Origin of the sequence: Methylophaga sp. SB9B (assembly GCF_004832235.1) — a bacterium.
GTDB lineage: Bacteria > Pseudomonadota > Gammaproteobacteria > Nitrosococcales > Methylophagaceae > Methylophaga > Methylophaga muralis.
Genome location: NZ_SSXS01000002.1, coordinates 310832 through 334791 on the forward strand (window position 1 = coordinate 310832; position 23960 = coordinate 334791).

Sequence of the window (23960 nt, forward strand, 5' to 3'; positions counted from 1 at the left end):
TATGAATATCACAGTAGTGACATTGCTCGGTTTCATGCTACTAAGTTGCCCAAATTGATATTGAATTTCAAGGGGACTGACTGACCATTATTTGTTAAATAAACACCATCAGTATTCGATTCTGCCGAAATTACTGACAGGCTGTTGCCAATAGACGATATCACGTCCCACTGCCTCGGCCAGACCGGAGAGAATCAGTGGTATGGTCGACACATTAACAATCAGTTCGTATTGAGAACGCTTGCGCCTCCCCGAGACCTGCTCTGCCACGCTAAGCCCATGCTGCTGACCATGTCCGTACACTGTGTATGAGCTAAAGCCCACAATCTGCTCAATGGAAAGCAGGTAGTCAACCAGATCTTCCTCAAGCTCCGGTGCAATGTTGAGCATCAGTATGCAGATTTCCTCGGCGGTTTGTTCATGCGTTGACGTGTTCATACACTGTCTCCAGAGCTGTTGAGGGGACGATGAAATGCCTTATAAATGATCGGAAGCATAAAAAGTGTCAGCAGTGTGGAGCTTATCAGTCCACTGATCACTACGATCGCCAGTGGTCGCTGAATCTCCGATCCTGGGCCGGTAGCCAGTAACAGTGGCACCAGTCCGAACGCACAGATTGTGGCTGTCATCATCACTGGACGCAGCCGACGAAGTGCTCCCTCGGTTACTACTGTGGCAATATCCAGACCTTTGGCTCGTAACTGATTGAAGTAAGTCATCATTACCACGCCGTTCAATACTGCAATACCCAGCAGGGCGATGAATCCCACCGAAGCTGGCACAGATAGAAACTCACCGGTCAGCCACAAACCGATTAGTCCGCCTGTCAGGGCAAAAGGAATGTTAGACAGAATGATTAGCGTCTGTTTAATGGAATGGAACGTCAAAAATAGCAACAGTGCGATCAATGCAAGTGCAAGTGGCACCACGAGCATTAGACGTGCGGCGGCGCGCTGTTGATTTTCGAACTCACCGCCCCATTCCAAACGATATCCATCCGGCATCTCGACATTATCTGCGATCAGCTTCTGTGCCTCTTCTACAAAGCCCACCAGATCACGTTCTGCTACGTCAGTGCGGATCACGCTGAAGCGCTGGCCGGATTCACGGGAGATAATAATTGGGCCTTCGACACGGGCAACGGTTGCTATCTCTGACAGCGGAATCTTGCCACCATCAGGCAAGTCAATAAAGCTGTCGCTAAGACGCGTCAGGCCGTCACCTTCAATAGCTTCGTAGCGCAACATCAGGGGAACACGCGCGCTGCCTTCAATTACATTGCCCACGTTGACGCCTTCAATCTCCGCACGCAGACGGGTCTGCAGTGCATCAGCATCCAGTCCCAGCCGCCCGGCCATGATGCGGTCGATACTCACTTGCAGATATTGAGCGCCCTCATTAAGTGTTGCAAAGGTATCAATAGCACCGGGAATAGCTTCCACTTGCGTGGCGATCTGCTGTGCGATGGAGTTTAGGGTGTCCAGGTCTGGACCGAACAGTTTGATAGCAACATCACCACGCGAGCCGGTGAGCATCTCCGATACACGCATGTCGATCGGCTGTGTAAATCCATAGTTAAACCCAACGAAACGATCCATGACCTCGCGAAGATGCTGTTCAAGTTCTGTCTTGGTCGCGACACGCCATTCTTCGACGGGACGCAACTGCAGGAAAATATCAGTCTCGTTTAGTCCCATCGGATCCATGCCCATCTCATCTGAACCGATACGTGAGACGATGCGTGCTACTTCCGGAACCTCATCAAGAATCGCACGTTCTACCTGAAGCACGATACGAGTGTTTGCCTCGAGACTGATCGAAGGAATTGTTTCCAGCTGGATGAGAATGTCACCCTCATCCATAGTAGGCATGAAGGTCTTGCCAACCAGTGGAAACACCACAAAGCTGGCAGCCAGCAATACTCCTGCGGCTCCTAAAACCAGGGCAGGATGCAGCAATGCCTTGCGCAGCAAAGGTTCATAAGTTTTTGCCAGGGTCCGGCTCAGCCATGGTTCGGCATGAGCATCGGAGCGGACAAGGAATGACGCAATGACGGGAATCAATGTCAGGGATAACAGCAGCGATCCCAGCAGTGCGAAGACGATGGTTAACGTTACCGGGCCGAAAAGCTTGCCTTCAAGCCCTTCCAGTGTCAGTAGCGGCAGGAACACGATGACGATGATAATGATGCCGGAGGTCACAGGTGCTGCCACATCACGCACCGCACGGTAGATAATATGCAGATGTGGCAATCGTCGTATGCCGCGCTGGTGCGCAAGTGAGGAGACAATGTTTTCGACGATTACGATAGACGAATCCACCAGCATACCGATGGCGATAACCAAGCCCCCCAGGCTCATCAAATTGGCCGACATCCCCATATTTCCCATCATGAGAAATGTGAACAAGGCTGATAAGGGCAGGATGATAGCCACAGTGAGTGCGGCACGCACATTGCCAAGGAACAGACCAAGCAGAATAATAACCAAAACCACAGCTTCCAGAAGGGCAGAGGATACCGTACCTACGGCACTTTCAATTAGTACCGTACGGTCATAAAAAACTCTGATCTGTGTGCCTTCTGGTAAGGTGTCTTGCAACGCCTGAAGCCTGGATTTAACGCCTTGCACAACTTCACGGGAATTGGCGCCACGCAGCCCGATCACCAGGCCCTGCACTGCTTCTGCTCCACCATCCGCCGTAACTGCGCCGTAGCGCTCCATACTCCCCGTGGTGATATGTGCCACTTCGGCTAGCGGAATGCGATCACCCTCAGCGTTTACGACATAGGTATTGCTGATGTCTTCAAAGCCGTTAATCGCACCTTCTACGCGAACCAGAATGACTTCCTCTCCCTGATCAATCCGTCCAGCACCATCATTTTTGTTGTTGGCGCTGAGTGCGTCGGCGATATCCTGCAAGTTAACGCCCATTGCCCTCATGGCTTCGCGAAGAGGTTTGACTTCATAGGTGCGAACAAAGCCGCCGAGCGAGTTCACATCAGCAACCCCAGGCACGTTACGCAGCGCCGGACGAATGGTCCAGTCCAGCAGGAAGCGCTTTTCCTCCAGGGTCATGGATGGATTGTCGATGGTGAACATAAACATGTCGCCCAGTGGTGTGCTCATCGGCGCTAGTCCACCGCTGATGCCGCCGGGTAGATTGTCCCAGACATTGCTGAGTCGTTCGGTGACCTGTTGGCGAGCCCAGTAGATGTCGGTACCGTCCTCAAAATCCAATGTGATGGAGGTCAGTGCGTACTTGGAGATGGAGCGCAGCATGGTTTGGAACGGGATGCCCAGCAATTCCACTTCAACAGGTTGCGTAATAAGCGATTCTACTTCTTCCGGGGTCATTCCCGGCGCCTTGATGATGATCTTTACTTGTGTCGGCGAAATATCGGGGAAGGCATCAATAGGTATATTGAGCAGTGCTCGACCACCAAAACCAATCAACAATATTGACAGCAATAAGACCAGCAGACGCTGGCTGAGGGACCATTGAATCAGTGAAGACAGCATTACTCAGTCCCACCCAATCCGAGTTGAATACCCTTGAGAACAGCCGTGCCCTGAATGGCGATCTCCTCGCCAACCGCAATGCCTTCGGAGGCCAGATAGTCATCCCCGATAGATTGCAGTTCCAGAGCACGTGCTTCAATCCCTGCGGCCGTTCGCACATAAATTATCGTCTCACCGCCAGTATGCACGACCGCACGGTCAGGGATGAGCACACCCTTACCGACCGGTGGCAGCACAATAGATAAGACCTGCCCCGTGGTGAAGGAAGTATCGGCGTTAAACTCCGCCAGCAACTTAATTGTCTGATTACTGCTGTCGATGACCAGATCCTTCTGGCGCAAGGTCAACGTCTCGCCACTGTTAGCAATACTCAGCTGATGGCCAATCTCCAATGCGTCTGCTGCTTTGGCAGGAATATGAGTGCTGGCCCAACGGCGAGTGCCTGCATTCAGCGTAGCGATGATTTGCCCAGCCTCTACATAGCTGCCGATGTTATACATGCGCTGTGACAGGACGCCATCCTCCTGCGCAACCAAATAGAATTCTCCCAGGCCTGATCCATGCTTTCGCAGCACCTCGAGTTTTGCTGTATCGAAACCGCCTTGTGCCAGATGTGATCGCGCAGTGCGTTCAGCGAACACCGCCTGTTGTTTTAGCAGACGGTTTTTGTCAGACGCTGTTTCGAGATAACGCCCTCAGTGTATAGAGACTCGTCTTTGCGCAGTTCGAAGTCGGCTCCTTCCAGAGCAGAGACGGCATCGATCCAGGTGTTTTGCAGTGGCAAGATGGAAGGGCTACTGAAAGTGGCGAGAATAGTGCCCGCACTTGCACTCTGTCCGGGTATAAGAGCCCATGAAACCAGTGTACCTGCCCAGGGCGTTGTCACACTTGCGGCGCTGTCTGGTGAGTTGACGACTGTCGCGGCATATCGTGCGCCGGTGCTTGTGTCTACTGGGATAGCCGGAGCAAAGACAATGCCCATCCTGGTTACATCTTCGCTGTTAATGGGCACGATTTCCTGAGCATTGAGGGATGCGGAAAAAATTGCCAAAACAGCCACAACGAATTTCTTGCGGGAAAAAAAGCTCATGGCAGGACTCCAACGATTTGGTTAAATTCAGTAATCAGGCGGGTTTGTCGCAGAGTAATCACTTCAAGATCACGGGCGCTCCGGCGCTTCTGCTGCAAGGCGATGACTACCTGACTTATATCGGTCTCGCCGGAAACGAAAGCGGTTTTTGCCATCTCCCACTGCTGACGTGCCAGCTGGGCCTGCTCCTTGCTGAGTGGCAGAGATTCATTCAAGGTGAAAAGCTCGTGTGCAACTTCGTGAAGTTGCAGGTTCAATTCACGGTAAGTATTGAGGTAGCGCACATCAGCGTCGACCTTATTGCGGCGCGCCGAACTGGTGGATGCATTGACATGAGCGCGACCACCAAAGGGGATGGTTACTGAGAGTGCCAAGGCATCTTGATAATCGTTCTGATTACCCGCTCTTTGTCGACGTGAGCCAATGCTGATAGTGGGGTTACCTAGTGCCTCCAATTCTGTCTTGTTGATTTCGGCGGCTGCCAGATCGATATCGCTTCTTAACAGTCGCAATAGAGGATGTTCTGGGCTAACCTCTTCAGTCGTTTGAAGGGTTTCGATATGCGGCTTTTCTGGTCGGATATTCAGACCAGTCAGCATCTGGTATTTACGTTCAGCATCAACACGGGCTGCCTCTGCTGCCAGTTCATTTCGTTGCTGGGCCAGCAGCAATGTTTGAGCCTGCAAAACATCACGCCGTGCAGTTTCGCCCGCAGAGTGCAAGGACTCAGCAATTGACAGTAATTGCCGGGCATCTGCTGTAGCGTGTTGTTCTGTTGCCAACAGAGAATCTGCATCCTGCATGTCTGCCAGTACCTGGCGTAGTCGTCCTGCCATCGTCAGAGTAAAAGCTTCTTGCCACGCTGCTACCTGGACATTGTATTGTTGTCCCCGGGCTTGCATGGTGTTCCTCTCACCAGATCGCCACAGGGGTAAAGTGATGCCATAAGTGAGCTCGCGTTCACCGAGGTTACTGAGCATTTGATCGTCGATATAGTCTAGTTGCGCGCTTGGCCGGCCAGCAATCCAGCTTTCACCAACATCTACCATGGCCTGCGCCTGCTCTGTCCGTACTTCGGTTTCCAAAGCTTCAGGGGCATGTGCCAACGTCTGTTCCAGCAGGGTAGTAAAATTTAAATCTTGAGTCGTGATAAGTGGCGCATGATCGAGTTCCTGAGCGTGGAGATTTGGCGTGGCCAAGAACGCAACTAAAATGGTTAGTGTTGTAAGGCGTTGTAGGTGTGTTTTTTTCACTTTGTAAAGTTTCCCTTTATCAGTTGGGATAGGGTGAAAGCTTTTACGTCAGCCTAAGTCAGAAGTTGTAAATAAATTGTCAACCCGTTGAGTTGACTTTTTTTTGACATGGGCCGATTGACACTGACAAAGTTATTAATTGGTGTAAGGAGGTGGCAGTGAAAGTGCTGGTAATCGAAGACAATCGCGACATCGCAGCAAACATTGCTGACTATCTGGAGCCCAAGGGGCATGTGCTCGATTTTGCTGCGACTGGACCACATGGTTTGAAGCTCGCGCTGAGCGAGCGTTATGACGTGATTGTCCTTGACATTATGTTGCCAGGACTTAATGGCATGGAGGTATGCAGACGTCTGCGGAATGAAGGCAGCAACGATGTGCCGGTGCTGATGCTGACAGCGCGTGATCAGCTTGACGATAAATTAGAGGGATTTCAGGCGGGGGCCGATGATTATCTTGTGAAACCTTTTTCCGTGAAGGAGCTCGAAGTGCGGCTGCAGGCACTCATAAAACGTGGCAGCTCTCACACACCACGGACATTGATAGTGGGCGATTTACACTACGATCCCCAGACTCTTGCTGCTACAAGAGCTGGTCAGCTGTTGGAACTCAATCCAGTGCAACGCAAAGTGCTGGAGCTGTTGATGAGAAATACGCATCGTGTTGTCACCCGTGAAGAACTGGAGCAGCACATCTGGGGAGATATGCTGCCCGATAATGATGTGTTGCGCATGCATATCTATAGCCTGCGCAATGTGGTTGATAAACCGTTCGCCACCAAACTGATTCACACTATTCATGGAGCGGGCTACCGACTGGTTGCCGAGCCATCACTTCCATGAAATCTAAAGCATCCCTTAAATTTCGAATACTCACTGCACTTGTACTCATCGTCAGCGTCACTAGTTTTTTGTTTGCAGGAGGCGTGTTGCTCATCAAGTCACAACTGGAGGCAAGAGTTTTCGGTGACATGGTCGCTGAGCAGTTGCGGGTGCTAACGGCGCAACTGGATGATGGCACTTATCATGAAAATGCATTATTAACTGGCTGGGAATTTCTTATTGGTGGTAAAAACACAAATATTGCCCCAGAGTTCGCTGAGTTGGAGCCAGGATCACATCACACGGTCTCGATGGGAGGTTCGGTTTATCAGGTTGAAGTGGGCGAATGGAATGGGAGTCCTGTTTATTTGACCTACGATATTACCGAATGGGAAGCACAGGAACATGCTGTATTACGTATGCTTCTCTATGGCCTTTTTCTGGTATTGATCGTGGCAATTGCCATGGGTTTGAGTGCTACACGGGCTATATTGGCACCGGTGCAGAATCTGTCGCGGCGACTCACCGATATTGAGCCGGGACAAACGGGCTTACGTATTGCTGATGATTATGTCGGTACGGAGATCGGTCAGATTGCTTCCTCGTTTGATAAATATCAGGAACGTTTGGAGAAATTTGTCGAAAGGGAGCGATCTTTTACTGCAGCGGCAAGTCACGAGCTACGCACACCGCTGACAGTGATGATGGGCGCCTGGATGTACTCTCGGCCGATACTCATAGCCCGGCGTCGCAGCGAGCGTTGGAACGTATAAACCGAGCCTGTACAGAAATGCTTGCCTTCATCGAAGCGACGCTTCTTTTATCGCGCGAAGAAAGCAGCCAGATCTATCAGGACAGCTCAATAGACCTCGCGGCTCTGGTAGAGCAATGTCTGGAAGATTATGCCGGACAGATCGCTGACCAATCATTGTTGATTGAACGTAATTATTTGGGTTCACCACAATTATTTCTGCCCGTTAATCTGGTGCTGATAACCGTTAGCAATCTACTGCGAAATGCTATCGAGCATACTCAGGGAGGAATCATACGGATTCACATTAGCGACAATGAATTTTCGATCAGCGACACGGGTGAAGGTATCCCAGCTGACAAGCTAACTCAGGTGTTTGAACGTAGTTACAGTACCAAGGTTGGTGGAACAGGGCTGGGACTAAATCTCGTCAAAAGGATATGTGATCGATTGCACTGGACTATTAACTTAGATAGCACCCTTGGTCACGGAACAGTAGTCACAGTGGTTTTCCAACAAAAAGAAAAGGAAATCCCTAATCCACTTTAAGGTTTTTTTTCGGCAGGACAGCTTAAGAATCGCGTCCCAGAAGGATCTCAAACTCCAAAAAAATGACCAACCAAAGCCGTCAGTCCCATTGCCAATGCCCCCCAAAACACAACACGTGAGACGGCTTTTGTAACGGATGCTCCCCCAATCATTGCTGATAATGCGCCCAAAATCGCTAATGCTATTAAAGCACTGATGGAAACACTTATTATCAATCGATTACTTGAGACCAAAAGCACCACCATCAAGGGTAATAACGCGCCAACCGTAAAGGTAGCCGCGGATGAAAATGCTGCCTGGACTGGTTTTGCGGTGAAGTCTTCTGATATGCCAAGCTCATCTCGAGTATGAGCAACTAACGCATCTTTATCCATCAGTTGTTTTGCTACTTGTTGAGCAAGCGATTTATCCAGACCGCGATGAATGTAAATCGCGGTCAATTCTTCATACTCATGAAGCGGATCAGTTGCTAACTCGACGCGTTCACGCTCAATATCGGCTTTTTCAGTATCAGCCTGAGAACTAACGGAGACATATTCTCCTGCCGCCATGGACATAGCACCTGCAACCAGGCCTGCTACACCTGTCATAAAGATGATCTCAGTTGATGCGCCTGCAGCTGCTACACCAACAATAAGACTGGCTGTGGAAACAATGCCATCATTTGCCCCCATTACCGCAGCACGAAGCCAACCAATATGTTGCGTTTTATGAGCTTCAGTATGTTTTTTCATTATGATTTTCCGATTTTATTTTCAGGTGTGTGGTTATTAAATCAGCAGACTCTTTACGGATAACGTTATGTTTTAAAGAGGTTATTCAGCGAGATTGTTGATAGGAAAAATCACTACAGTATTCATTTTCTTGCTTTTTAATGTATCTAAATAAACTTAAGTTTCCCTTAAGCATGAAGACTGACAATGCCACTTCCTTTCCTTATCAGAGTGAGCATGTCATAGATGTCAAACCTGGATACCAATCAACTTGAATTTTCAGAAAAATATAATGAACTTCATGCCAAAGCCTACTTTTATAAGCATGCAGATGGTTTAGCAAGAAAATTGTCAAATTGGCGAGATCAGCAGATCGCCAGAAAAGCCTTAAAAATTGCGGGTGATCCACTTAGCGTGCTCGATGTACCTTGTGGAACAGGACGCTTTTGGAAGGTACTGACTGAAAACCCTGAAAGAATTGTCTTCGCCAGCGATAACAGTCAGAAGATGATTGATATCGGGTTACAGTATCGTGAAAAACAACTCTCAAAGAAAGTACATACCTTTAAAGCGTCTGCTTTTTCATTACCGGTAAGTGACGGTTATGTAGATAATATTTTCTGCATCCGTTTATTACACCATATTGGTCAATCCGAAGACCGTCTTAAGCTGTTAAAAGAATTTCATCGTGTCAGCAAATCAACTGTGATTGTTTCATTGTGGGTGGATGGAAATTTTAAAGCATGGCGGCGAAAAAAACTCGAGTCCAACAGGGCAAATCGAGATTATCAAAACCGATTTGTCATTCCAAAAAACATTATTGAAAAAGAATTTACGCAAGCGGGTTTTCGTATAAAAGCCCATCTGGATTTTCTGCCGAAATACGCGATGTGGCGGACTTATATTCTCGAAAAAGACGAGAACCTGTGATGCCAAATAACATGAGTCTATCAGGCTTTGCCGCAGGCCAGAACAGCGATACTTTCGATGCCTTTTGGCGTAATAACTCACCTTGGTTTGAAGCACCCAATATTCGTCGTGGAGGCTGGAGTGGTGTTGTGAAATGTGTGGTTGATAGCTTCGGTCAACCGCAAAAAGTCTTTATCAAAAGACAAGAAAATCATGTGACGAAAACGCTAATGCACCCGATTAAAGGCATTCCAACGTTTTTGCGTGAATACCGCAATATTCAATTACTTAATGCTAAAAACATCCCAACTTTGGATGTTTTATATTTTGAAACAAAAGCATCCAAAGCTGTTCTGGTTACCAAAGCGTTAGAAGGCTATGTCAGCCTGGATAAAATTGATTTTCAGCTGTTACCTTCGTGTGACAGAAAAGCTCTGCTAACAAGCACTGCCAAATTGATCCATCATCTGCACCAATACCACTATCAGCATAATTGTCTCTATCCAAAACATATTATGGTTCGTCAGCTAGCCAACGAATGGGATGTAAAACTTATCGATCTTGAGAAATTAAAATATCGGTTATTTAAAAAACGTGCTGCGATCCATGATTTAACAACCTTTATTCGGCATTTGAATGGTCTATGGAGTGCCAAGGATATAGTGGTGTTTTTCCAAGCTTATTTCGGCCAACCTAAAATATCGCTCCATTCAAAAAAAATTATTCATAAGATGTGCAAAAAAATCCATCGTAAAGCTCAAGCCAAACAACATGTCCAGTCAGTGTTTACCTCTTGATGACGGTAACAAAAACAGATTTGCCCGTGCGGATGCGTTTTACAATAAACTTCTGATACTGGGTGCAAAGATAATGGTTTCTGCCTGATATCTTGTAATCAACATTATACTTTCAATAAATGGCGCTTTGGCGCCTTTTTCATGTTTATCTGATGAAGGTACTTTTATGAACCGCGTAGCGCTGATTTTTATTCTTTGTGGCTTATTCTTATCTGCAAATACATTCGCTGAAGTGGATACAGAAGTTCGGCCAGACTGGCAGACAATTTTTGATAACCATGCTGCACAAGGCACGATAGTTGTGTTGGATCAGCGCATGGGGAATTCAAAACTAATGGTGTTTAATGAGCCGAGATCTCAACAGCGTTTGCCACCGGCATCGACATTCAAAATTCCCCATGCTTTGTTTGCCCTTGATGCGGGTATCATCAAAGATGAATTTCAGGTTTTTCCGTGGGATGGTGTGGAACGTAGTTTTGCCCCGCATAATCAGGATCAGGATTTGCGTTCATCAATGCGCAATTCTGCAGTATGGGTCTATGAGCAATTTGGTGAACAGATCGGTGAGGAAAAGGCGCGTGACTATCTGACCAGAATTGATTATGGCAATGCCGAGCCGACTGGCGAGACCAGCACTTACTGGATTGATGGCAATTTGCGAATCACAGCTCAGGAGCAGATTCAGTTTCTCAAAAAGCTTTACCAGAGCGAATTACCGTTTGATAAAGCGGATCAGCGTTTGGTGAAAGATATTATGATTGTTGAAGCCGGACGAGAGTGGATACTTCGGGCAAAGACGGGTTGGGAAGGACAAATCGGCTGGTGGGTAGGCTGGGTTGAATGGCCAACCGGACCGGTGTTTTTTGCCTTGAATATGGATACACCAAACCGGCTTGAGGACTTATACAAACGCGAAGCAATCACTCGCAAAGTGCTGCAAATCATCGAAGCATTACCCCGAACTTAATTAAACAGATAAATAATGTCGCCTGAACATAAAACAGATACTAACCTCAACAGTATCACAGACTTTTTTCTTGAACTGGACGCACTTAAACATGTGGAGCGGCGTAGTTTTATTACCGGTGGTAAACGTCGTGAGAACTCGGCAGAACATTCCTGGCATCTGGCAATGGCATGCTGGTCAATCGCCGAACATTTCAATCTTCAACTCAATATGGAAACAGTGTTCAAACTGGCTTTGGTACATGATTTGGGTGAAATTGATGCAGGCGATACGTTTTTGTATGCCAGGGTTCGCAGTGCTGCCCACCATGCCGAACGCACTTGTCTGCAAAGGTTAAACGCTCATCCGGGAAACAGCATTAACGATCTGACTGATTTATGGGAAGAGCAGGAGCTGGGTAACAGCGACGAGGCAATGTTACTTAAGGTTGTTGATCGAATACTGCCATTTTTATTGAATATTAATAATGATGGCAAACCGTGGAAAGAGCACAAAGTAAGAAAGTCGCAGGTCGCAGGAGCGCATGCTTTCATTGCAGAGTTGTTTCCGGAGATTCACCAGTGGATAACACATAATATCGAACGGGCAGTGGCAAAAGGCTGGTTACTCGATCATTGACCAAGCATAATGAAGAAGATATGACTTATTTTTCGCTCACTATTCTCTTGTGAATAACCCATTTTGTTCAATGTGGCGAACGCGTAATGATTGAGTTTTCAGCACAATTCCATCTTCAGCTTTGGATTAAGGGAAACAAAACATGCTGAATGTGATCTACAGCAATTCGATGTCGCAACTGGCTGCGCATCTGGCTGAAACCCAGCAGTTAAATCCCTTACCGCCATTACAAGCTGAAACCGTGATGGTGCAGAGTAATGAGCTGGCCCGCTGGCTTAATTTATTCCTGGCTTCTAATCAATCGATTGCTGCACATATTGAATTTCCGTTTCCGTCTGCATGGTTATGGAAGCTTTTCCGCCAGGTCTGGCCGGAAATTCCCCGCGAGTCGCCGTATTCAACCGATGCGATGAGCCTGAAAATCTTCGAACTGCTACCAACGATCGGAAAACAACCAGAATTTGAAGCGATCAGTCGTTATCTTGGTGAAACTGATGATGCTCGTCAAATGCTGGATCTGGCACAGCGTATTGCCGACAGCTCTGACCAGTATTTGATGTATCGCCCGGACTGGATTGCTCAATGGGAAACGGGTAAAACAAATAATTGGCAAGGCGCTTTGTGGCGATTGCTGACACAGGATGATGACGAACCGATGCATCGGGCGCGGCTGTTACAGAAGATGCAACAGGCACTGAAAAACAAACAGTTTCCAAGCTCAATCTTACCGCCACGAATTGCCATTTTCGGTCTGACAGCGATGCCACCGATTTATTTGGATTTGCTGGCCGAAATCGCTGAATTTACTGACGTCTCGATTTATTTTCTGTCACCCAGCGAGGGCTATTGGGGCGATTTGCTGAATCAAAAATCTCAGGCCAAACAACGCCTGTTATTTGATGAGGAAGAGGATTTCACTGATAACGGCCATCCTTTATTGGCCAGTCTGGGCAAACTGGGTCAGACCTTTTTTGAACAGTTGCAGGCCATTCCACATGAAGCGGAAATGCTCTACCTGCAACCCCAAGCCAGCGATTTACTGAGTCAGCTAAAGCAGGATATTTATCAGCTCGACAGTGATAACCAAAAGTTTACCGTTTCTGCCGATGACGACTCAGTGCAGATCCACAGTTGCCATAGCGCGATGCGTGAAGCGGAAGTGCTACACGATCAATTATTGGATCTGTTTGAAAAACATGCTGATTTATCCCCCACCGATGTGGTGGTGATGACGCCGGATATCGAAAAATATGCACCGGTAATAGAAGCAGTGTTCAGCAGCCAACCCGCCGAGCGTTTTATTCCTTTCAGCATTGCCAACCGAGGTGATGCCCGGCAGCAAACGCTGATTTCGGCCTTTACTGATTTGCTGGCTTTGCCACAGTCACGATTTGATGCTGAAACCATTATGCGTCTGCTGGAATGTGCTGCTATTCAACGACAGTTCCGACTGGATCATACTGATCTCGACACCATCCGAGGCTGGTTACGGGAAACTCATATACGTTGGGGACTGGACGGTCAGGATAAACAAAAACTTGGCCTGGCAGCGTTGGATGCCAATACCTGGCGGGCCGGACTTGACCGCTTATTGCTGGGCTATGCCTTGCCACCGGCAGAACGTGATCAATGGCAGTTATTTAATAACCAACTGCCGATCAGCGGGATCTCCGGTGAACGTGCCCAGTTAATGGCACAGCTTAATGCCTTTATTGATCAGCTCAGTCAATTACGCGATGTGTTAAACAGACCGCGTAGTCCAGCTGACTGGCAAATTGTGTTGGCGGATTGGCTTCGCAGGTTGTTTAAAATTGGTGACGAAAACGAACAGCTGCAATTGGATGCCGTTTTAAAAGGCATCAATTCATTGACCGAATCTGCCCAACAGGTCGGCTTTGAACAAACTTTATCGATTGATCTGGTGCGCGACTGGCTGGATTTGCATATTGAATTGCCCGGCGCCGAACATCAGTTTATGGGCCGTGGCCTCACATTCTGCGACATGGTGCCGATGCGCAGTATACCGTTTGACGTGGTTTGCCTGATTGGTATGAATGACAACAGCTATCCACGTCGCCAACCCAAACCAGGTTTTGATTTGCTTTCCAATGATTACCGGCGGGGTGATCGCTCACGTCGCGATGATGATCGTTATCTGTTTCTCGAGGCGATTCTGTCGGCTAACCGGCATCTGTATATCAGCTATGTCGGGGCCAGCATTCATGATAATGCGGTAATTCCACCTTCGGTGTTGGTCAGTGACTTTAACGATGTACTGAGCAGACGCTTTCAGACAGAGCAGGGTGGCGAGATCTGGGAGCAGTTACTCACACGGCATCCATTGCAGGCCTTCAGTCCACGATATTTTTCTGCTGAAGATAACAAACTGTTCAGCTTTAACGCCGATGCCTGTCCGCCACCACAAAAACAGGCTGAAACCGAAAGCTGGTTTACTAATAAACTGCCGGATGCCGATGACAGCTGGCGCTTTGTCAGTCTCAAGCAACTGATACAGTTTTTGAGTCATCCGGCAAAGTTTCTGGCACAACATCGTCTGGGCCTTTTTTATGAAAATGAGGATGCCACGCTGGAAATTCGCGAACCTTTTGCTTTGGATGGACTGGAAGCCTGGTCAATGCGTCAGCAAATGCTCGATGGCCGTTTAGCGAAAATAGACCAGAGTCAGATTCAACCGGTGATCAACGCCAGCGGCGTATTACCACATGGCTATTTTGGTGAACTGCTGTTTGACCAGCAACTTGAAACTGTGGATGCCTTTACTGACAAATTACAGCCTTTGAGAACTGCTGAGCCGATACCGCCACTGGCATTTGAGTTTGACTGTGAGGGCTTTACGCTCACCGGACAGCTTGAAGGGCTTTCAAAATCAGGACTTTTGCATTACCGGCTGGCGAAAATGAAAGCCAAGGATTTATTAGGGTTGTGGTGTTCACATCTGGTATTGAACTGCTTGCAACCGGAAGGCGTGGCCTTACACAGTCAGCTGCAATGTGAAGATAATTATCTGATGTTGCAGCCAGTTGAAAATCCACAACAACTTCTGGTTGAGTTATTGGATATTTATTGGCAAGGCTTGCATCAACCTATCCCATTTTTACCAAAAACCAGTCTGGCTTATGCTGCAGCGGAGCTCAATGCTGGCAAGGCGGACCCGGAAAAAGAAGCTTATAAGGCATGGACGTCAGGTTTTACTGCAGGTGAAGATGCTGATCCTTACCATCAATTACTGTTTCAACAGTCGCCATTAACGGATGAGTTCCAGAGTTTGAGCTTGCGGGTTTATCAACCCATTTGGGATGCCATGGCAGGAGACAAACTATGAAGCAGTTTGATCTCGATACCACCCCGTTACATGACGTCAATCTGATTGAAGCCAGTGCTGGTACTGGCAAAACCTTTACGTTGGCCGGATTGTATCTGCGTCTGATTCTGGAACATCAGCTGAATGTCGATCAGATTCTGGTGGTGACCTATACCCGTGCGGCGACTCAGGAGTTACGCGATCGGTTACGCAAAAAACTGAGTGATGAACGCAAGCTGATTCTGGATAAACAACCACAGCGCACTGCGGATTTAAAACGATTGGATGTAGCGATTCAAAGCTTTGATGAAGCGGCGATTTTTACCATTCACAGTTTTTGTCAGCAGGTATTGAAAGACTTTGCTTTTGAGTCCGGCAGTCCGTTTGAAATGGATTTGATTGGCGATGACCGTGAATTATTACTTTCTGTTACCGATGATTTCTGGCGTAAAAATGTGGTGCAGGCCGATAACGATTTCAGCGCTTATTTATTAGCCAAAAAACAGACACCGGAAACGCTGCTGCAGTCGATTCGCAATCTGGTAGGCAAACCGTATCTGCAGATTCAGGATTTGCCTGAAGTGGATACTCACGCGGTAAAACAGGCTGCCAGCCAAAGCTTTGAGAATGTTAAACGACTCTGGCAACAACATCGTGATGATTATATTGCGATGCTGAACAATAAAAAGATCCTTAGCGGTAAAAAATATCGTGCCGATTGGGTTAAATCCTGGGTTCAAATGCTGGAGAACCTGCTCAATGAAACCAGTTTGCCTTCCATGGTGTTTGAGCAGTTTGACCGGTTTACCGTTAGTCGACTTGAAGAGGCTTTGGTTGACGGACAGGAGTTACCCTATGCCGAGTTCTGGCAGGCTTGCCAGGATTTTCATCAGGCCTTTAGCGATTATCAGAATCAAAATGCACTGGCGCTGCAACATTTAAGATTGCAGTTGCTGACGTTTATCCGTGAGCATTTACCCCAGCAGAAAACCCAGCAGCAAGTGCAGTCTTATGATGATCTGTTAATTAATCTGTCGCAGGCTTTGCAGGGTCCACAAGGAGAGTGGCTGGTCACCAGATTGCGGGAACAGTTCAAAGCCGCGTTGATTGATGAGTTTCAGGATACTGATCCGGTGCAATACGATAATTTCCGCCGGGTCTTTTCAGCCAGCGGCTTACCGGTATTTTTTGTTGGCGATCCCAAACAGGCGATTTACAGTTTCCGTGGCGCAGATATTTTCACCTATCTGCAGGCTAAACAGGATGCTCAGCAAACTTACACATTAGGCAAAAACTGGCGCTCACATATCTCGCTGGTTGAAGCAGTGAATAGCCTGTTTATGCAAAAGCCATCGCCTTTTATCTATGAGCAGATTCCGTTTGTCGAAGTCGATGCGTCACGTGATAAACAGCCCGCTTTACAAGTGGATGACGGCGAGCAGGCAGCTTTACAGTTCTGTTATGTAGACAGTGATAAACCCCTGACTAAAGAAGTAATGACTGCGGTAGCCGTTGAACAAACAACCAATGAAATTGCCCGCTTATTAAATCTGGCTGCCGACAATAAAGCACGGCTGTTGGATGAAGACACGAAACATATACGACCGTTAACCGGTGGTGATATTGCTGTGTTAGTGCCTAATCACCGGCAAGCCCAGTTGATTCAACAGGCGTTACGGTTACGGGGCATTAACAGTGTGCAGCAGGGCAAGGAAAATGTGTTTGCCTCCAAACAGGCGTCGGATATTTTCTGTTTATTGCTGGCATTGGCACAACCGGATCATCAGCAACGTCTCAGCACGTTATTAGCCGGACCCTTATTTCAATATTCTGCTGAGGCACTGTATGCCATTCAGCAGGATGAATTACGCTGGAATGCTTTGATGGACCAGTTGCAGCTGTTACAGCAACGCTGGCAGCAATCGGGTTTTATGGCAATGTTCCGTGCTTTATTGCAATTGGATAATGGTCTGCAACGTTTGCTTAAACAGGATGATGGTGAACGGCAACTGACCAACTTTCTGCATCTGGCCGAACTGGTTCAGGCCGAATCGGCACGGCAGAATCATCATATCGAATCAGTGATTCAGTGGTTTGCCAGACAGCAGGAAGCCAGTGCAGCAGAAGATGAAACCGCACAACTGCGACTGGAAAGTGATGCAGCGCTGGTCAAAATCATGACCATTCATTCGAGTAAAGGACTGGAATATCCCATCGTGTTCTGTCCGTTCAGCTGGACTGCCAGAACCGCCAAAAACAAAACCGATATTGTGGAATTTCATGATCCGAAAAATCAGTATCAACCCAGTGTCGCATTAACTGACCCTTTATTATCTGAAGCGCAGCAGGTTGCTGAAGAGGAACAGCAGGCAGAGGCGTTGCGTTTGTTATACGTGGCCTTAACACGTGCCAGAGAGCGCTGCGTTATTGTCTGGGGCAATGTTAAGGAGATACAGCAATCCGCGTTGTATCAGCTATTACATACCGAAAACGCTGCCGGTATGCGTGAGGATTTACAGGCGTTGGCCGCCAGTAGTGCCGGCAACATTGCCGTGACCGATTATCAGCCACTAACACCGCTGGCCTATCAGGGCGATCAATCTGCAACTACGGGTTATCAAGCCAGAAGTTTTGAAGGCGTGATCCATAAACCCTGGCGCATCGGCAGCTTTTCATTATTAAGCCGCGGTCATGTTTCTGAACAACCGGACTATGATGCCGAACTGGTCACAGCTGATATTGAAACGCTGAGTAAACGAAATGTGAAAGATCGCTTTGCTTTTGAGCGTGGCCGGCAGGCCGGTAATTTCCTGCATAAATGTCTGGAAAATATTGAGTTCGATACGGCAAACCCTCAGCAGATATCACAAACCGTTGAAAGATTATTGCCCCAGTTTGGCCTTGATATCCAATGGACAGAGGTTGTCAGTCAATGGCTGCAGGACGTATTGAAAACCCCACTGGATGCTGACAATAAGCTGCGCCTGTGTGATTTACCAGCCAGCCAGCGAATTAATGAAATGGCGTTTTATTTTCCGGTGGCCGGCTTGACAATGCCAGCGCTGAAAAAAGTCCTGCAGCAAACCGCCAGGGATTCGGTCTGGCAGAAACTGGCAAACGATCTGACTTTTCAGGCTCTGACCGGCTTTATGAAAGGCTTTATTGATTTGGTGTTTGAGTCTGAAGGCCGCTTTTATATCGCCGATTACAAATCCAATCATCTGGGATCTGACCCATCTCAATATCAAGGTGAAGCATTGCAAAATGCCATGCTTAGCCACAGTTATCCGTTGCAGTATCTGATTTACAGCCTGGCGCTGCACCGGCATTTAAAACAGCGCCTGCCGGATTATGATCCGGAGTTGCATTTTGGTGGTGTGTATTACCTGTTTTTACGCGGTATGCAACCGGAGTGGTCACAAACCGGGGTGTATTTTGATCGGCTGGATCGGCAGTTATTGGAAGCACTGGATCAGCTGATGGCAGGTGATTTATGAGTGCGTTGAAACTGCTGAGGGAAGCCGGGTTTTCTGAGTTGGCTTACCAGTTTGCGGCTTACATTTGTCGTCAACAGCAAACAGAAGATCCATTGGTGACTTTAACCGCAGGATTGCTCAGCGAAACCATAAGCGAAGGCCATGTGTGTCTGAATCTGCATGACTTTTATTCACTGAATCCGGCTATCCAGGAGGCGTTACCTGAGTCTTCGCAATGGTTAAAACAATTGCAAAACACTGAGGTTGTGGGGCAGCCGGGTGAATTCAAACCATTGATTCTCACAGCTGATGGCTTGCTGTATCTATATCGCTACTGGCAGTCTGAGCAGCAGGTAGCAACAGCCATACAGCAACGACTGACAACAACGGATGTGCTGCCGGAAACAGCAAAGCTGCAGGTGTTTATGGCAGATTGGCAGAATGATCTGCCTGATATTGACTGGCAGAAAGTGGCGGTATTAAGTGCTTTGCAACGCCAGTTGTGTGTCATTTCCGGTGGGCCTGGTACCGGTAAAACCACCGTGGTGTTAAAGGTGTTGCAGTGTCTGCAATTACTGGAGTCCACACCGCGTATTGCGTTGGCAGCGCCTACCGGTAAAGCCGCAGCACGTTTGCAGCAGGCCATCAGTCAACATACTGGCGAACAATACGCCGCCAAAACCTTGCATCGTTTACTGGGCATCAGTGCCCGTTTTGACCAGGGACGTTATTCAGCAGAAAGGCCATTACCGGTGGATGTATTGATTGTTGATGAAGCGTCGATGATTGATATCAATCTGATGGCGATTACCTTGAAAGCCTTACCGTTACATGCACGATTGATTTTATTGGGGGACAGCGATCAATTAGCCTCAGTTGAATCCGGCGCAGTGCTCGCTAACTTATGTGCCGATCAACCGAGCTTTTCTGCTGAGTTCAGCTCCTGGGTCAAACACATCAGCCAGATTGATTTACCCCCTGCAGGCAACATAAATCCTTTGCAGGATAGTCTGGTCAAATTACAGCACAGCTATCGTTTTGCTGCGGGCGGGCAGGTTGGTCAATTAGCTTTGGCCGTTAATCAGGGGGATGCCGCTCAGGTCACGGATTTATTGGTCAATCAAACACCTTCCGCTTTGGTTGGCCCCACCACAGAACATATCCATGACCAGTTAATAACTGGCTACCAGTTTTATATCAATGCGATTGAACAGCGTGCTGATACCGTCAGTTGTATTCAGGCATTTGAACAGTTTCGGGTGTTATGCGCAGTTAAACAGGGAGGCCAGTCGGTTTATGCAGTCAATCAGATGATGATGAATTTGCTGGCGAAACGGGGCTGGCGAACAGCACAGCCGTTTTATCCCGGCAGACCGATTATGATCACGCAGAATCATTATCGGCAGAATCTGTTTAATGGCGATATCGGGCTGATATTGCCCAATGTCGATGGCGAATTGCAGGCTTGTTTCCTGTTTGGTGAGGAATTACGTTGGTTGCCACTCAGCCGCTTACCGGCACATGAAACCGTCTTTGCGATGACGGTACATAAAAGTCAGGGATCAGAATTTGACCAGATTGCTTTGTTGTTACCGGAAGAAGATTCAGCGGTATTGAGCCGGGAGCTGGTGTATACCGCGCTGACCAGAGCGCGGCAAACCGTGCAGATTTTGTCGACACAGCCTGTATTACAGCAGGCTGTGCAACGTCGACATCAGCGTGAAAGTGGTTTGGCGAAGTTACTTATGGAAAACAATTAATAGTCTTTTAAGGCTGCTTTAGCCTTGAGTTTTTCTTCATGCAGTTTCAGATCTTCAGTCAGCTCGGGTACGACGTGCTTATTTGCATCGGGACCATCTAACAAAGCACCGGCACGATCCGGTAACACTTTGTGTTCAGTGAAATTACCCAATTTGTCATAGCCTTCCGTCAGATGATCGAACATCTCTTTGTAGGGCGCTGCAATGGAGACAAATAAATTTGCAGTTTTCTCATGATAAGCATGTACTTCTTCCTGATAGGCATCCAGTTCAGCCTGAACCTGCGATAATTGACGTTCATGTGCCTGGGTCAGTTGCTTCAACTGTTCAGGGCTGCCAACAGGCTGGCGGCGCCCCACCAGAAACCCCACAATCCCTGCGATAACAACTGCAACAATGCCGATGGCCCATAATTCAATTGATGTCATGACAAATCCCTAATGATATCTTTGCAAAAAAGCTTATTATTAAACGTTACGGTGAGGCGGATAACCCGCTTTGATAGATACAGCATAGCTTGCATCATAATAGTCCGCAAACAGATAACGTGTTTGCAGGACAATAAAGTTGACCATATTTTGCTGTTGAATATCCCACCCAATAGAGACTGATGATAAGGAGAGCACATGGCGCAACCAATGTTTGTAGGACAGGCTGACCAAGCAGTTTTTTTTACTGCCACAAATGGCCAATCGCCACGGACTGGTAGCGGGCGCAACCGGTACCGGTAAAACAGTGACCTTGCAGGGGCTTGCAGAAGGTTTCAGTAATATTGGTGTGCCGGTGTTTGCGGCGGATATCAAAGGTGACCTGTCCGGCATCAGTCAACCCGGTAAAACGCATCCTAAAATCACTGAGCGCGTTAATTTGATGCAGCTGGATGATTTTCAGTTTTCAGGTTTCCCGACAACGTTCTGGGATATGTTTGGAGAGCAGGGGCATCCGGTTCGCACCACCATATCGGATATGGGGCCTTTACTGTTGTCACGGCTGATGAATCTCAATGACACTCAGCAGGGTGTATTAACGCTGATTTTCCGTGTAGCCGATGACAACGGCTGGCTGGTGCTGGATCTGAAAGATTTACGTGCCATGCTGCAGTTTGTTGCAGAAAATGCCAGCGAATTTCAGACGTTATACGGCAATATTTCAGCGGCCAGTGTCGGAGCCATCCAACGTCGTCTTCTGGTACTGGAAGATCAGGGAGCAGACAAACTGTTTGCCGAACCGGTTCTGAATCTGGACGATCTGTTGCAAACCGATGCACAGGGCAAAGGCATCATCAATTTACTTGCTGCTGATAAATTAATGCAGTCTCCGCAGTTATACAGTACGTTTTTACTATGGCTGATGGCTGAGTTATTTGACCAGTTACCGGAAGTGGGTGATCCGGAGAAACCCAAACTGGTGTTATTTTTCGATGAAGCGCATTTGTTATTTGATGATGCACCAAAGGCCCTGCTGGATAAGATTGAACAGGTCGTGCGTCTGATTCGCTCCAAAGGCGTTGGCGTTTATTTTGTGACCCAGAATCCGACCGATATTCCTGACAGCGTGCTGGGACAATTAGGTAATCGTATTCAACATGCACTTCGGGCTTATACCGCCAAAGATCAGAAAGCGGTTAAAGCCGCCGCTGAAACCTTTCGTGACAATCCAGCCTTTTCGACCACGGAAGTCATCACCGAAATGGGTGTGGGTGAAGCGCTGGTTTCCATGCTGGATGAAAAAGGTCGTCCACAGATTGTGCAGCGAACCATGATTAAACCACCACAGGGACAGATTGGCCCCATCACACCACAACAACGTCAGCAATTAATGCAAAGCTCTTTGGTGGCGGGTGTTTATGAAAAAATGCTGGATCGTGAATCAGCCCATGAAATTCTTGCCGAACGCGCTGAAAAAATGCAAAAGGCAGCACTGGCCGAACAAACTGAAGCGGCAAAAGAATCGGTCAAACCGGCTCGTAAAAGTAATCGCGAGTCAGTATTCGAAGCGTTTGCCAAAAGTGCGATGCGCTCGGTGGGCAGTCAGATTGGCAGACGTTTGGTGCGGGGAATATTCGGGTCGTTATTAAACGGAAAATGATTTTTTTCAGTTTGGGGCAGTTAATTGGTTAAAAACGATTTTACTTTTTGTAGCGTTTTTTATTTGTAACTTTCGCCATAATTTTTTGGATCTGGGTGAAAGCTTTTCTTCCTGCTGATAAGTTCGGAAAAAAAATATTCGATCTTTCTCGGACCAGTTTCCAACAGAGTGGCGATACAGCGTAATCAGATCGCGATGAATGGCCCTGGTTTTAAACAGTTGCCATTTAAGTTTTTCCAGATCAATAAAACGAACCCGCCATTCACCATTCACGTATTTAACAAAAATATGCTTTGGATAAAGACAGTTATGCTGGAAATGATACTGATGCATCAGCCTTAAATTTTTGGCTACCTGGGTGAGTAAGGCTCGTTTCTGCAGACGATCCAGTTTCCGTGATGCGATATCCAAAGGTTGATAATCATTAAGCGCTTTAGTCACTAAGATGGCTTTCATACCTTGTTGTTCAAAGAACAATGGCTTGAGCGTCGGAATGTTCTTTTTGGTCAACCTCAGGATATTGCGATATTCCTTGGAGAACGTCGCTTCTCCCTTGAAGGGGTGAAGCCATGTTTTACTCAGGTGATTTTCCTGGCGCTTTATAAAAGCATCAACGGCACCGGTATTTGTATTGACAGCTTGCCTGATGACGCCACTCCAGCCACCCCGACGAATATTGGGGGCTTCAAACCAATTAGTGTAAAGATGCCAAAGTGATTCAAAATCAAGAACACCTTCACAGGATTGGTTTTCGGTCAGCCGTTCTGATTTTGCCTGCGTCATCATTATCAATAAGTTGAATAGATGGGGTGAGAATATTCCAAACCTTTATTGTTATTCAAGTTATTTGTAATATTTTTGTCATATTTGAACTTTTATCTCTGAACCATGCAATTATTTATGCAAATTTTTGCCTGAAGTAAGTCTGAACTTGGAAGTTTTTCAGCTACCCGTCCAGCAGCAAAATTTCAGTAAGTTTTCCTTTCCCGTAGAATAGACAATGAAACATAAACAGACCCCTGGACTCTAGATCAAAGGAACCAACATGATTGATCCGAAAAAACTTGATGAAATTGCCGACACCATTACCCGTGCCTTGCCACCCGGCTTGTTGCAGATGCGGGATGATGCCGAAAAGAATATTCGTGCTGCGATGACCTCCACGTTCAATAAACTGGACTTAGTCACCCGTGAAGAATTTGAAGTGCAATCGCAGGTTTTATTGCGTACTCGTGAAAAACTCGAAGCGTTGGAAAAACGTGTCGAAGAGCTGGAGCAGTTAACCAATAAATAAAAGCTTTACCATAACTAAATAAGGAAGTTAG

20 protein-coding genes are annotated in these 23960 nt (G+C 47.4%); 12 read left to right on the top strand and 8 right to left on the bottom strand.

All coding sequences use genetic code 11. The features are described from left to right. Positions 1-108: 108 nt before the first annotated feature. From E8Q33_RS03635 to E8Q33_RS03655, 5 genes are read right to left on the bottom strand one after another with little or no spacing between them, the layout of a single operon-like run. Positions 109-438: a DUF3240 family protein gene (locus tag E8Q33_RS03635; protein WP_136552860.1), complete on the bottom strand. Its 330-nt coding sequence runs from the start codon at positions 436-438 to the stop codon at positions 109-111. Further along, entirely contained in the window at positions 435-3521 is a 3087-nt protein-coding gene (locus E8Q33_RS03640; RefSeq protein WP_211116080.1) for an efflux RND transporter permease subunit, read from the bottom strand. The genes E8Q33_RS03635 and E8Q33_RS03640 overlap by 4 nt, the downstream gene beginning before the upstream one ends. Beyond that, positions 3521-4162 carry an efflux RND transporter periplasmic adaptor subunit gene (locus E8Q33_RS03645; RefSeq protein WP_247869903.1) on the bottom strand — a complete coding sequence of 214 codons (642 nt, stop codon included), beginning with the start codon at positions 4160-4162 and terminating at the stop codon, positions 3521-3523. The genes E8Q33_RS03640 and E8Q33_RS03645 overlap by 1 nt, the downstream gene beginning before the upstream one ends. Positions 4163-4173: 11 nt before the next feature. After that, positions 4174-4611: a hypothetical protein gene (locus E8Q33_RS03650; RefSeq protein WP_136552864.1), complete on the bottom strand. Its 438-nt coding sequence runs from the start codon at positions 4609-4611 to the stop codon at positions 4174-4176. Continuing rightward, positions 4608-5864 carry a TolC family protein gene (locus tag E8Q33_RS03655; RefSeq protein ID WP_136552865.1) on the bottom strand — a complete coding sequence of 419 codons (1257 nt, stop codon included), beginning with the start codon at positions 5862-5864 and terminating at the stop codon, positions 4608-4610. Before E8Q33_RS03655 ends, E8Q33_RS03650 begins: the two co-directional genes overlap by 4 nt. A gap of 158 nt (positions 5865-6022) precedes the next feature. On the opposite strand from E8Q33_RS03655, the gene E8Q33_RS03660 reads away from it, so the two are divergent. The 3 genes from E8Q33_RS03660 to E8Q33_RS03670 all read left to right on the top strand — a co-directional run bounded on the left by E8Q33_RS03660 (position 6023) and on the right by E8Q33_RS03670 (position 7985). Further along, positions 6023-6706 (top strand): response regulator transcription factor, encoded by a 684-nt coding sequence (locus E8Q33_RS03660; RefSeq protein WP_136552867.1) that lies wholly within the window; start codon positions 6023-6025, stop codon positions 6704-6706. Positions 6707-6792: 86 nt separating this feature from the next. Further along, the gene (locus tag E8Q33_RS03665) at positions 6793-7458 is read left to right on the top strand and encodes a HAMP domain-containing protein (protein ID WP_168800134.1); all 666 of its coding nucleotides are present in this window, start codon (positions 6793-6795) and stop codon (positions 7456-7458) included. Further along, positions 7446-7985 carry a HAMP domain-containing sensor histidine kinase gene (locus E8Q33_RS03670; protein ID WP_136552870.1) on the top strand — a complete coding sequence of 180 codons (540 nt, stop codon included), beginning with the start codon at positions 7446-7448 and terminating at the stop codon, positions 7983-7985. The genes E8Q33_RS03665 and E8Q33_RS03670 overlap by 13 nt, the downstream gene beginning before the upstream one ends. 47 nt (positions 7986-8032) lie before the next feature. On the opposite strand, the gene E8Q33_RS03675 is transcribed toward E8Q33_RS03670, so the two are convergent. Next, the gene (locus E8Q33_RS03675; RefSeq protein WP_211116081.1) at positions 8033-8719 is read right to left on the bottom strand and encodes a VIT family protein; all 687 of its coding nucleotides are present in this window, start codon (positions 8717-8719) and stop codon (positions 8033-8035) included. A 225-nt stretch (positions 8720-8944) separates the two neighbouring features. Between E8Q33_RS03675 and E8Q33_RS03680 the strand changes: the two genes are divergently transcribed. The 7 genes from E8Q33_RS03680 to recD all read left to right on the top strand — a co-directional run bounded on the left by E8Q33_RS03680 (position 8945) and on the right by recD (position 20547). Continuing rightward, positions 8945-9628: a class I SAM-dependent methyltransferase gene (locus E8Q33_RS03680; protein WP_136552874.1), complete on the top strand. Its 684-nt coding sequence runs from the start codon at positions 8945-8947 to the stop codon at positions 9626-9628. Beyond that, positions 9589-10404, top strand: a complete 816-nt coding sequence (locus tag E8Q33_RS03685) for a lipopolysaccharide kinase InaA family protein (RefSeq protein WP_247869904.1) — start codon at positions 9589-9591, stop codon at positions 10402-10404. The genes E8Q33_RS03680 and E8Q33_RS03685 overlap by 40 nt, the downstream gene beginning before the upstream one ends. Positions 10405-10570: 166 nt before the next feature. Next, complete coding sequence (gene blaOXA / locus E8Q33_RS03690; RefSeq protein WP_136552876.1) at positions 10571-11371, top strand: class D beta-lactamase; 801 nt, start codon at positions 10571-10573, stop codon at positions 11369-11371. Positions 11372-11386: 15 nt separating this feature from the next. Beyond that, positions 11387-11989, top strand: coding sequence for an HD family hydrolase (locus tag E8Q33_RS03695; protein WP_136552878.1), 603 nt, complete (start codon positions 11387-11389; stop codon positions 11987-11989). Between the two features lie 142 nt (positions 11990-12131). Then, positions 12132-15332 (top strand): exodeoxyribonuclease V subunit gamma, encoded by a 3201-nt coding sequence (recC, locus tag E8Q33_RS03700; protein WP_136552880.1) that lies wholly within the window; start codon positions 12132-12134, stop codon positions 15330-15332. Beyond that, positions 15329-18808: an exodeoxyribonuclease V subunit beta gene (recB, locus tag E8Q33_RS03705; protein ID WP_136552882.1), complete on the top strand. Its 3480-nt coding sequence runs from the start codon at positions 15329-15331 to the stop codon at positions 18806-18808. The genes recC and recB overlap by 4 nt, the downstream gene beginning before the upstream one ends. After that, the gene (gene recD, locus E8Q33_RS03710; protein ID WP_136552884.1) at positions 18805-20547 is read left to right on the top strand and encodes an exodeoxyribonuclease V subunit alpha; all 1743 of its coding nucleotides are present in this window, start codon (positions 18805-18807) and stop codon (positions 20545-20547) included. The genes recB and recD overlap by 4 nt, the downstream gene beginning before the upstream one ends. Here recD and E8Q33_RS03715 read toward each other — a convergent pair. Continuing rightward, entirely contained in the window at positions 20544-20975 is a 432-nt protein-coding gene (locus E8Q33_RS03715) for a YhcB family protein (protein ID WP_136552886.1), read from the bottom strand. The two genes, recD and E8Q33_RS03715, sit on opposite strands and share 4 nt — an antisense overlap. 256 nt (positions 20976-21231) lie before the next feature. On the opposite strand from E8Q33_RS03715, the gene E8Q33_RS03720 reads away from it, so the two are divergent. Then, on the top strand, positions 21232-22635 hold the full coding sequence (locus tag E8Q33_RS03720) for a helicase HerA-like C-terminal domain-containing protein (protein ID WP_136552888.1): 1404 nt from the start codon (positions 21232-21234) through the stop codon (positions 22633-22635). Positions 22636-22641: 6 nt separating this feature from the next. On the opposite strand, the gene E8Q33_RS03725 is transcribed toward E8Q33_RS03720, so the two are convergent. Then, on the bottom strand, positions 22642-23421 hold the full coding sequence (locus E8Q33_RS03725; RefSeq protein WP_247869905.1) for a lipopolysaccharide kinase InaA family protein: 780 nt from the start codon (positions 23419-23421) through the stop codon (positions 22642-22644). 259 nt (positions 23422-23680) lie between these two features. On the opposite strand from E8Q33_RS03725, the gene E8Q33_RS03730 reads away from it, so the two are divergent. Continuing rightward, positions 23681-23929 carry an accessory factor UbiK family protein gene (locus tag E8Q33_RS03730; protein ID WP_136552890.1) on the top strand — a complete coding sequence of 83 codons (249 nt, stop codon included), beginning with the start codon at positions 23681-23683 and terminating at the stop codon, positions 23927-23929. The last annotated feature ends 31 nt before the right edge of the window (positions 23930-23960 follow it).

Coding starts and splice junctions, on each gene's coding strand:
- E8Q33_RS03635 (WP_136552860.1), bottom strand. CDS start 438: ATGAACACGTCAACGCATGAACAAACCGCCGAGGAAATCTGCATACTG.
- E8Q33_RS03640 (WP_211116080.1), bottom strand. CDS start 3,521: ATGCTGTCTTCACTGATTCAATGGTCCCTCAGCCAGCGTCTGCTGGTC.
- E8Q33_RS03650 (WP_136552864.1), bottom strand. CDS start 4,611: ATGAGCTTTTTTTCCCGCAAGAAATTCGTTGTGGCTGTTTTGGCAATT.
- E8Q33_RS03675 (WP_211116081.1), bottom strand. CDS start 8,719: ATGAAAAAACATACTGAAGCTCATAAAACGCAACATATTGGTTGGCTT.
- E8Q33_RS03680 (WP_136552874.1), top strand. CDS start 8,945: ATGTCAAACCTGGATACCAATCAACTTGAATTTTCAGAAAAATATAAT.
- blaOXA (WP_136552876.1), top strand. CDS start 10,571: ATGAACCGCGTAGCGCTGATTTTTATTCTTTGTGGCTTATTCTTATCT.
- E8Q33_RS03695 (WP_136552878.1), top strand. CDS start 11,387: ATGTCGCCTGAACATAAAACAGATACTAACCTCAACAGTATCACAGAC.
- recC (WP_136552880.1), top strand. CDS start 12,132: ATGCTGAATGTGATCTACAGCAATTCGATGTCGCAACTGGCTGCGCAT.
- recB (WP_136552882.1), top strand. CDS start 15,329: ATGAAGCAGTTTGATCTCGATACCACCCCGTTACATGACGTCAATCTG.
- recD (WP_136552884.1), top strand. CDS start 18,805: ATGAGTGCGTTGAAACTGCTGAGGGAAGCCGGGTTTTCTGAGTTGGCT.
- E8Q33_RS03715 (WP_136552886.1), bottom strand. CDS start 20,975: ATGACATCAATTGAATTATGGGCCATCGGCATTGTTGCAGTTGTTATC.
- E8Q33_RS03720 (WP_136552888.1), top strand. CDS start 21,232: ATGGCCAATCGCCACGGACTGGTAGCGGGCGCAACCGGTACCGGTAAA.
- E8Q33_RS03725 (WP_247869905.1), bottom strand. CDS start 23,421: ATGATGACGCAGGCAAAATCAGAACGGCTGACCGAAAACCAATCCTGT.
- E8Q33_RS03730 (WP_136552890.1), top strand. CDS start 23,681: ATGATTGATCCGAAAAAACTTGATGAAATTGCCGACACCATTACCCGT.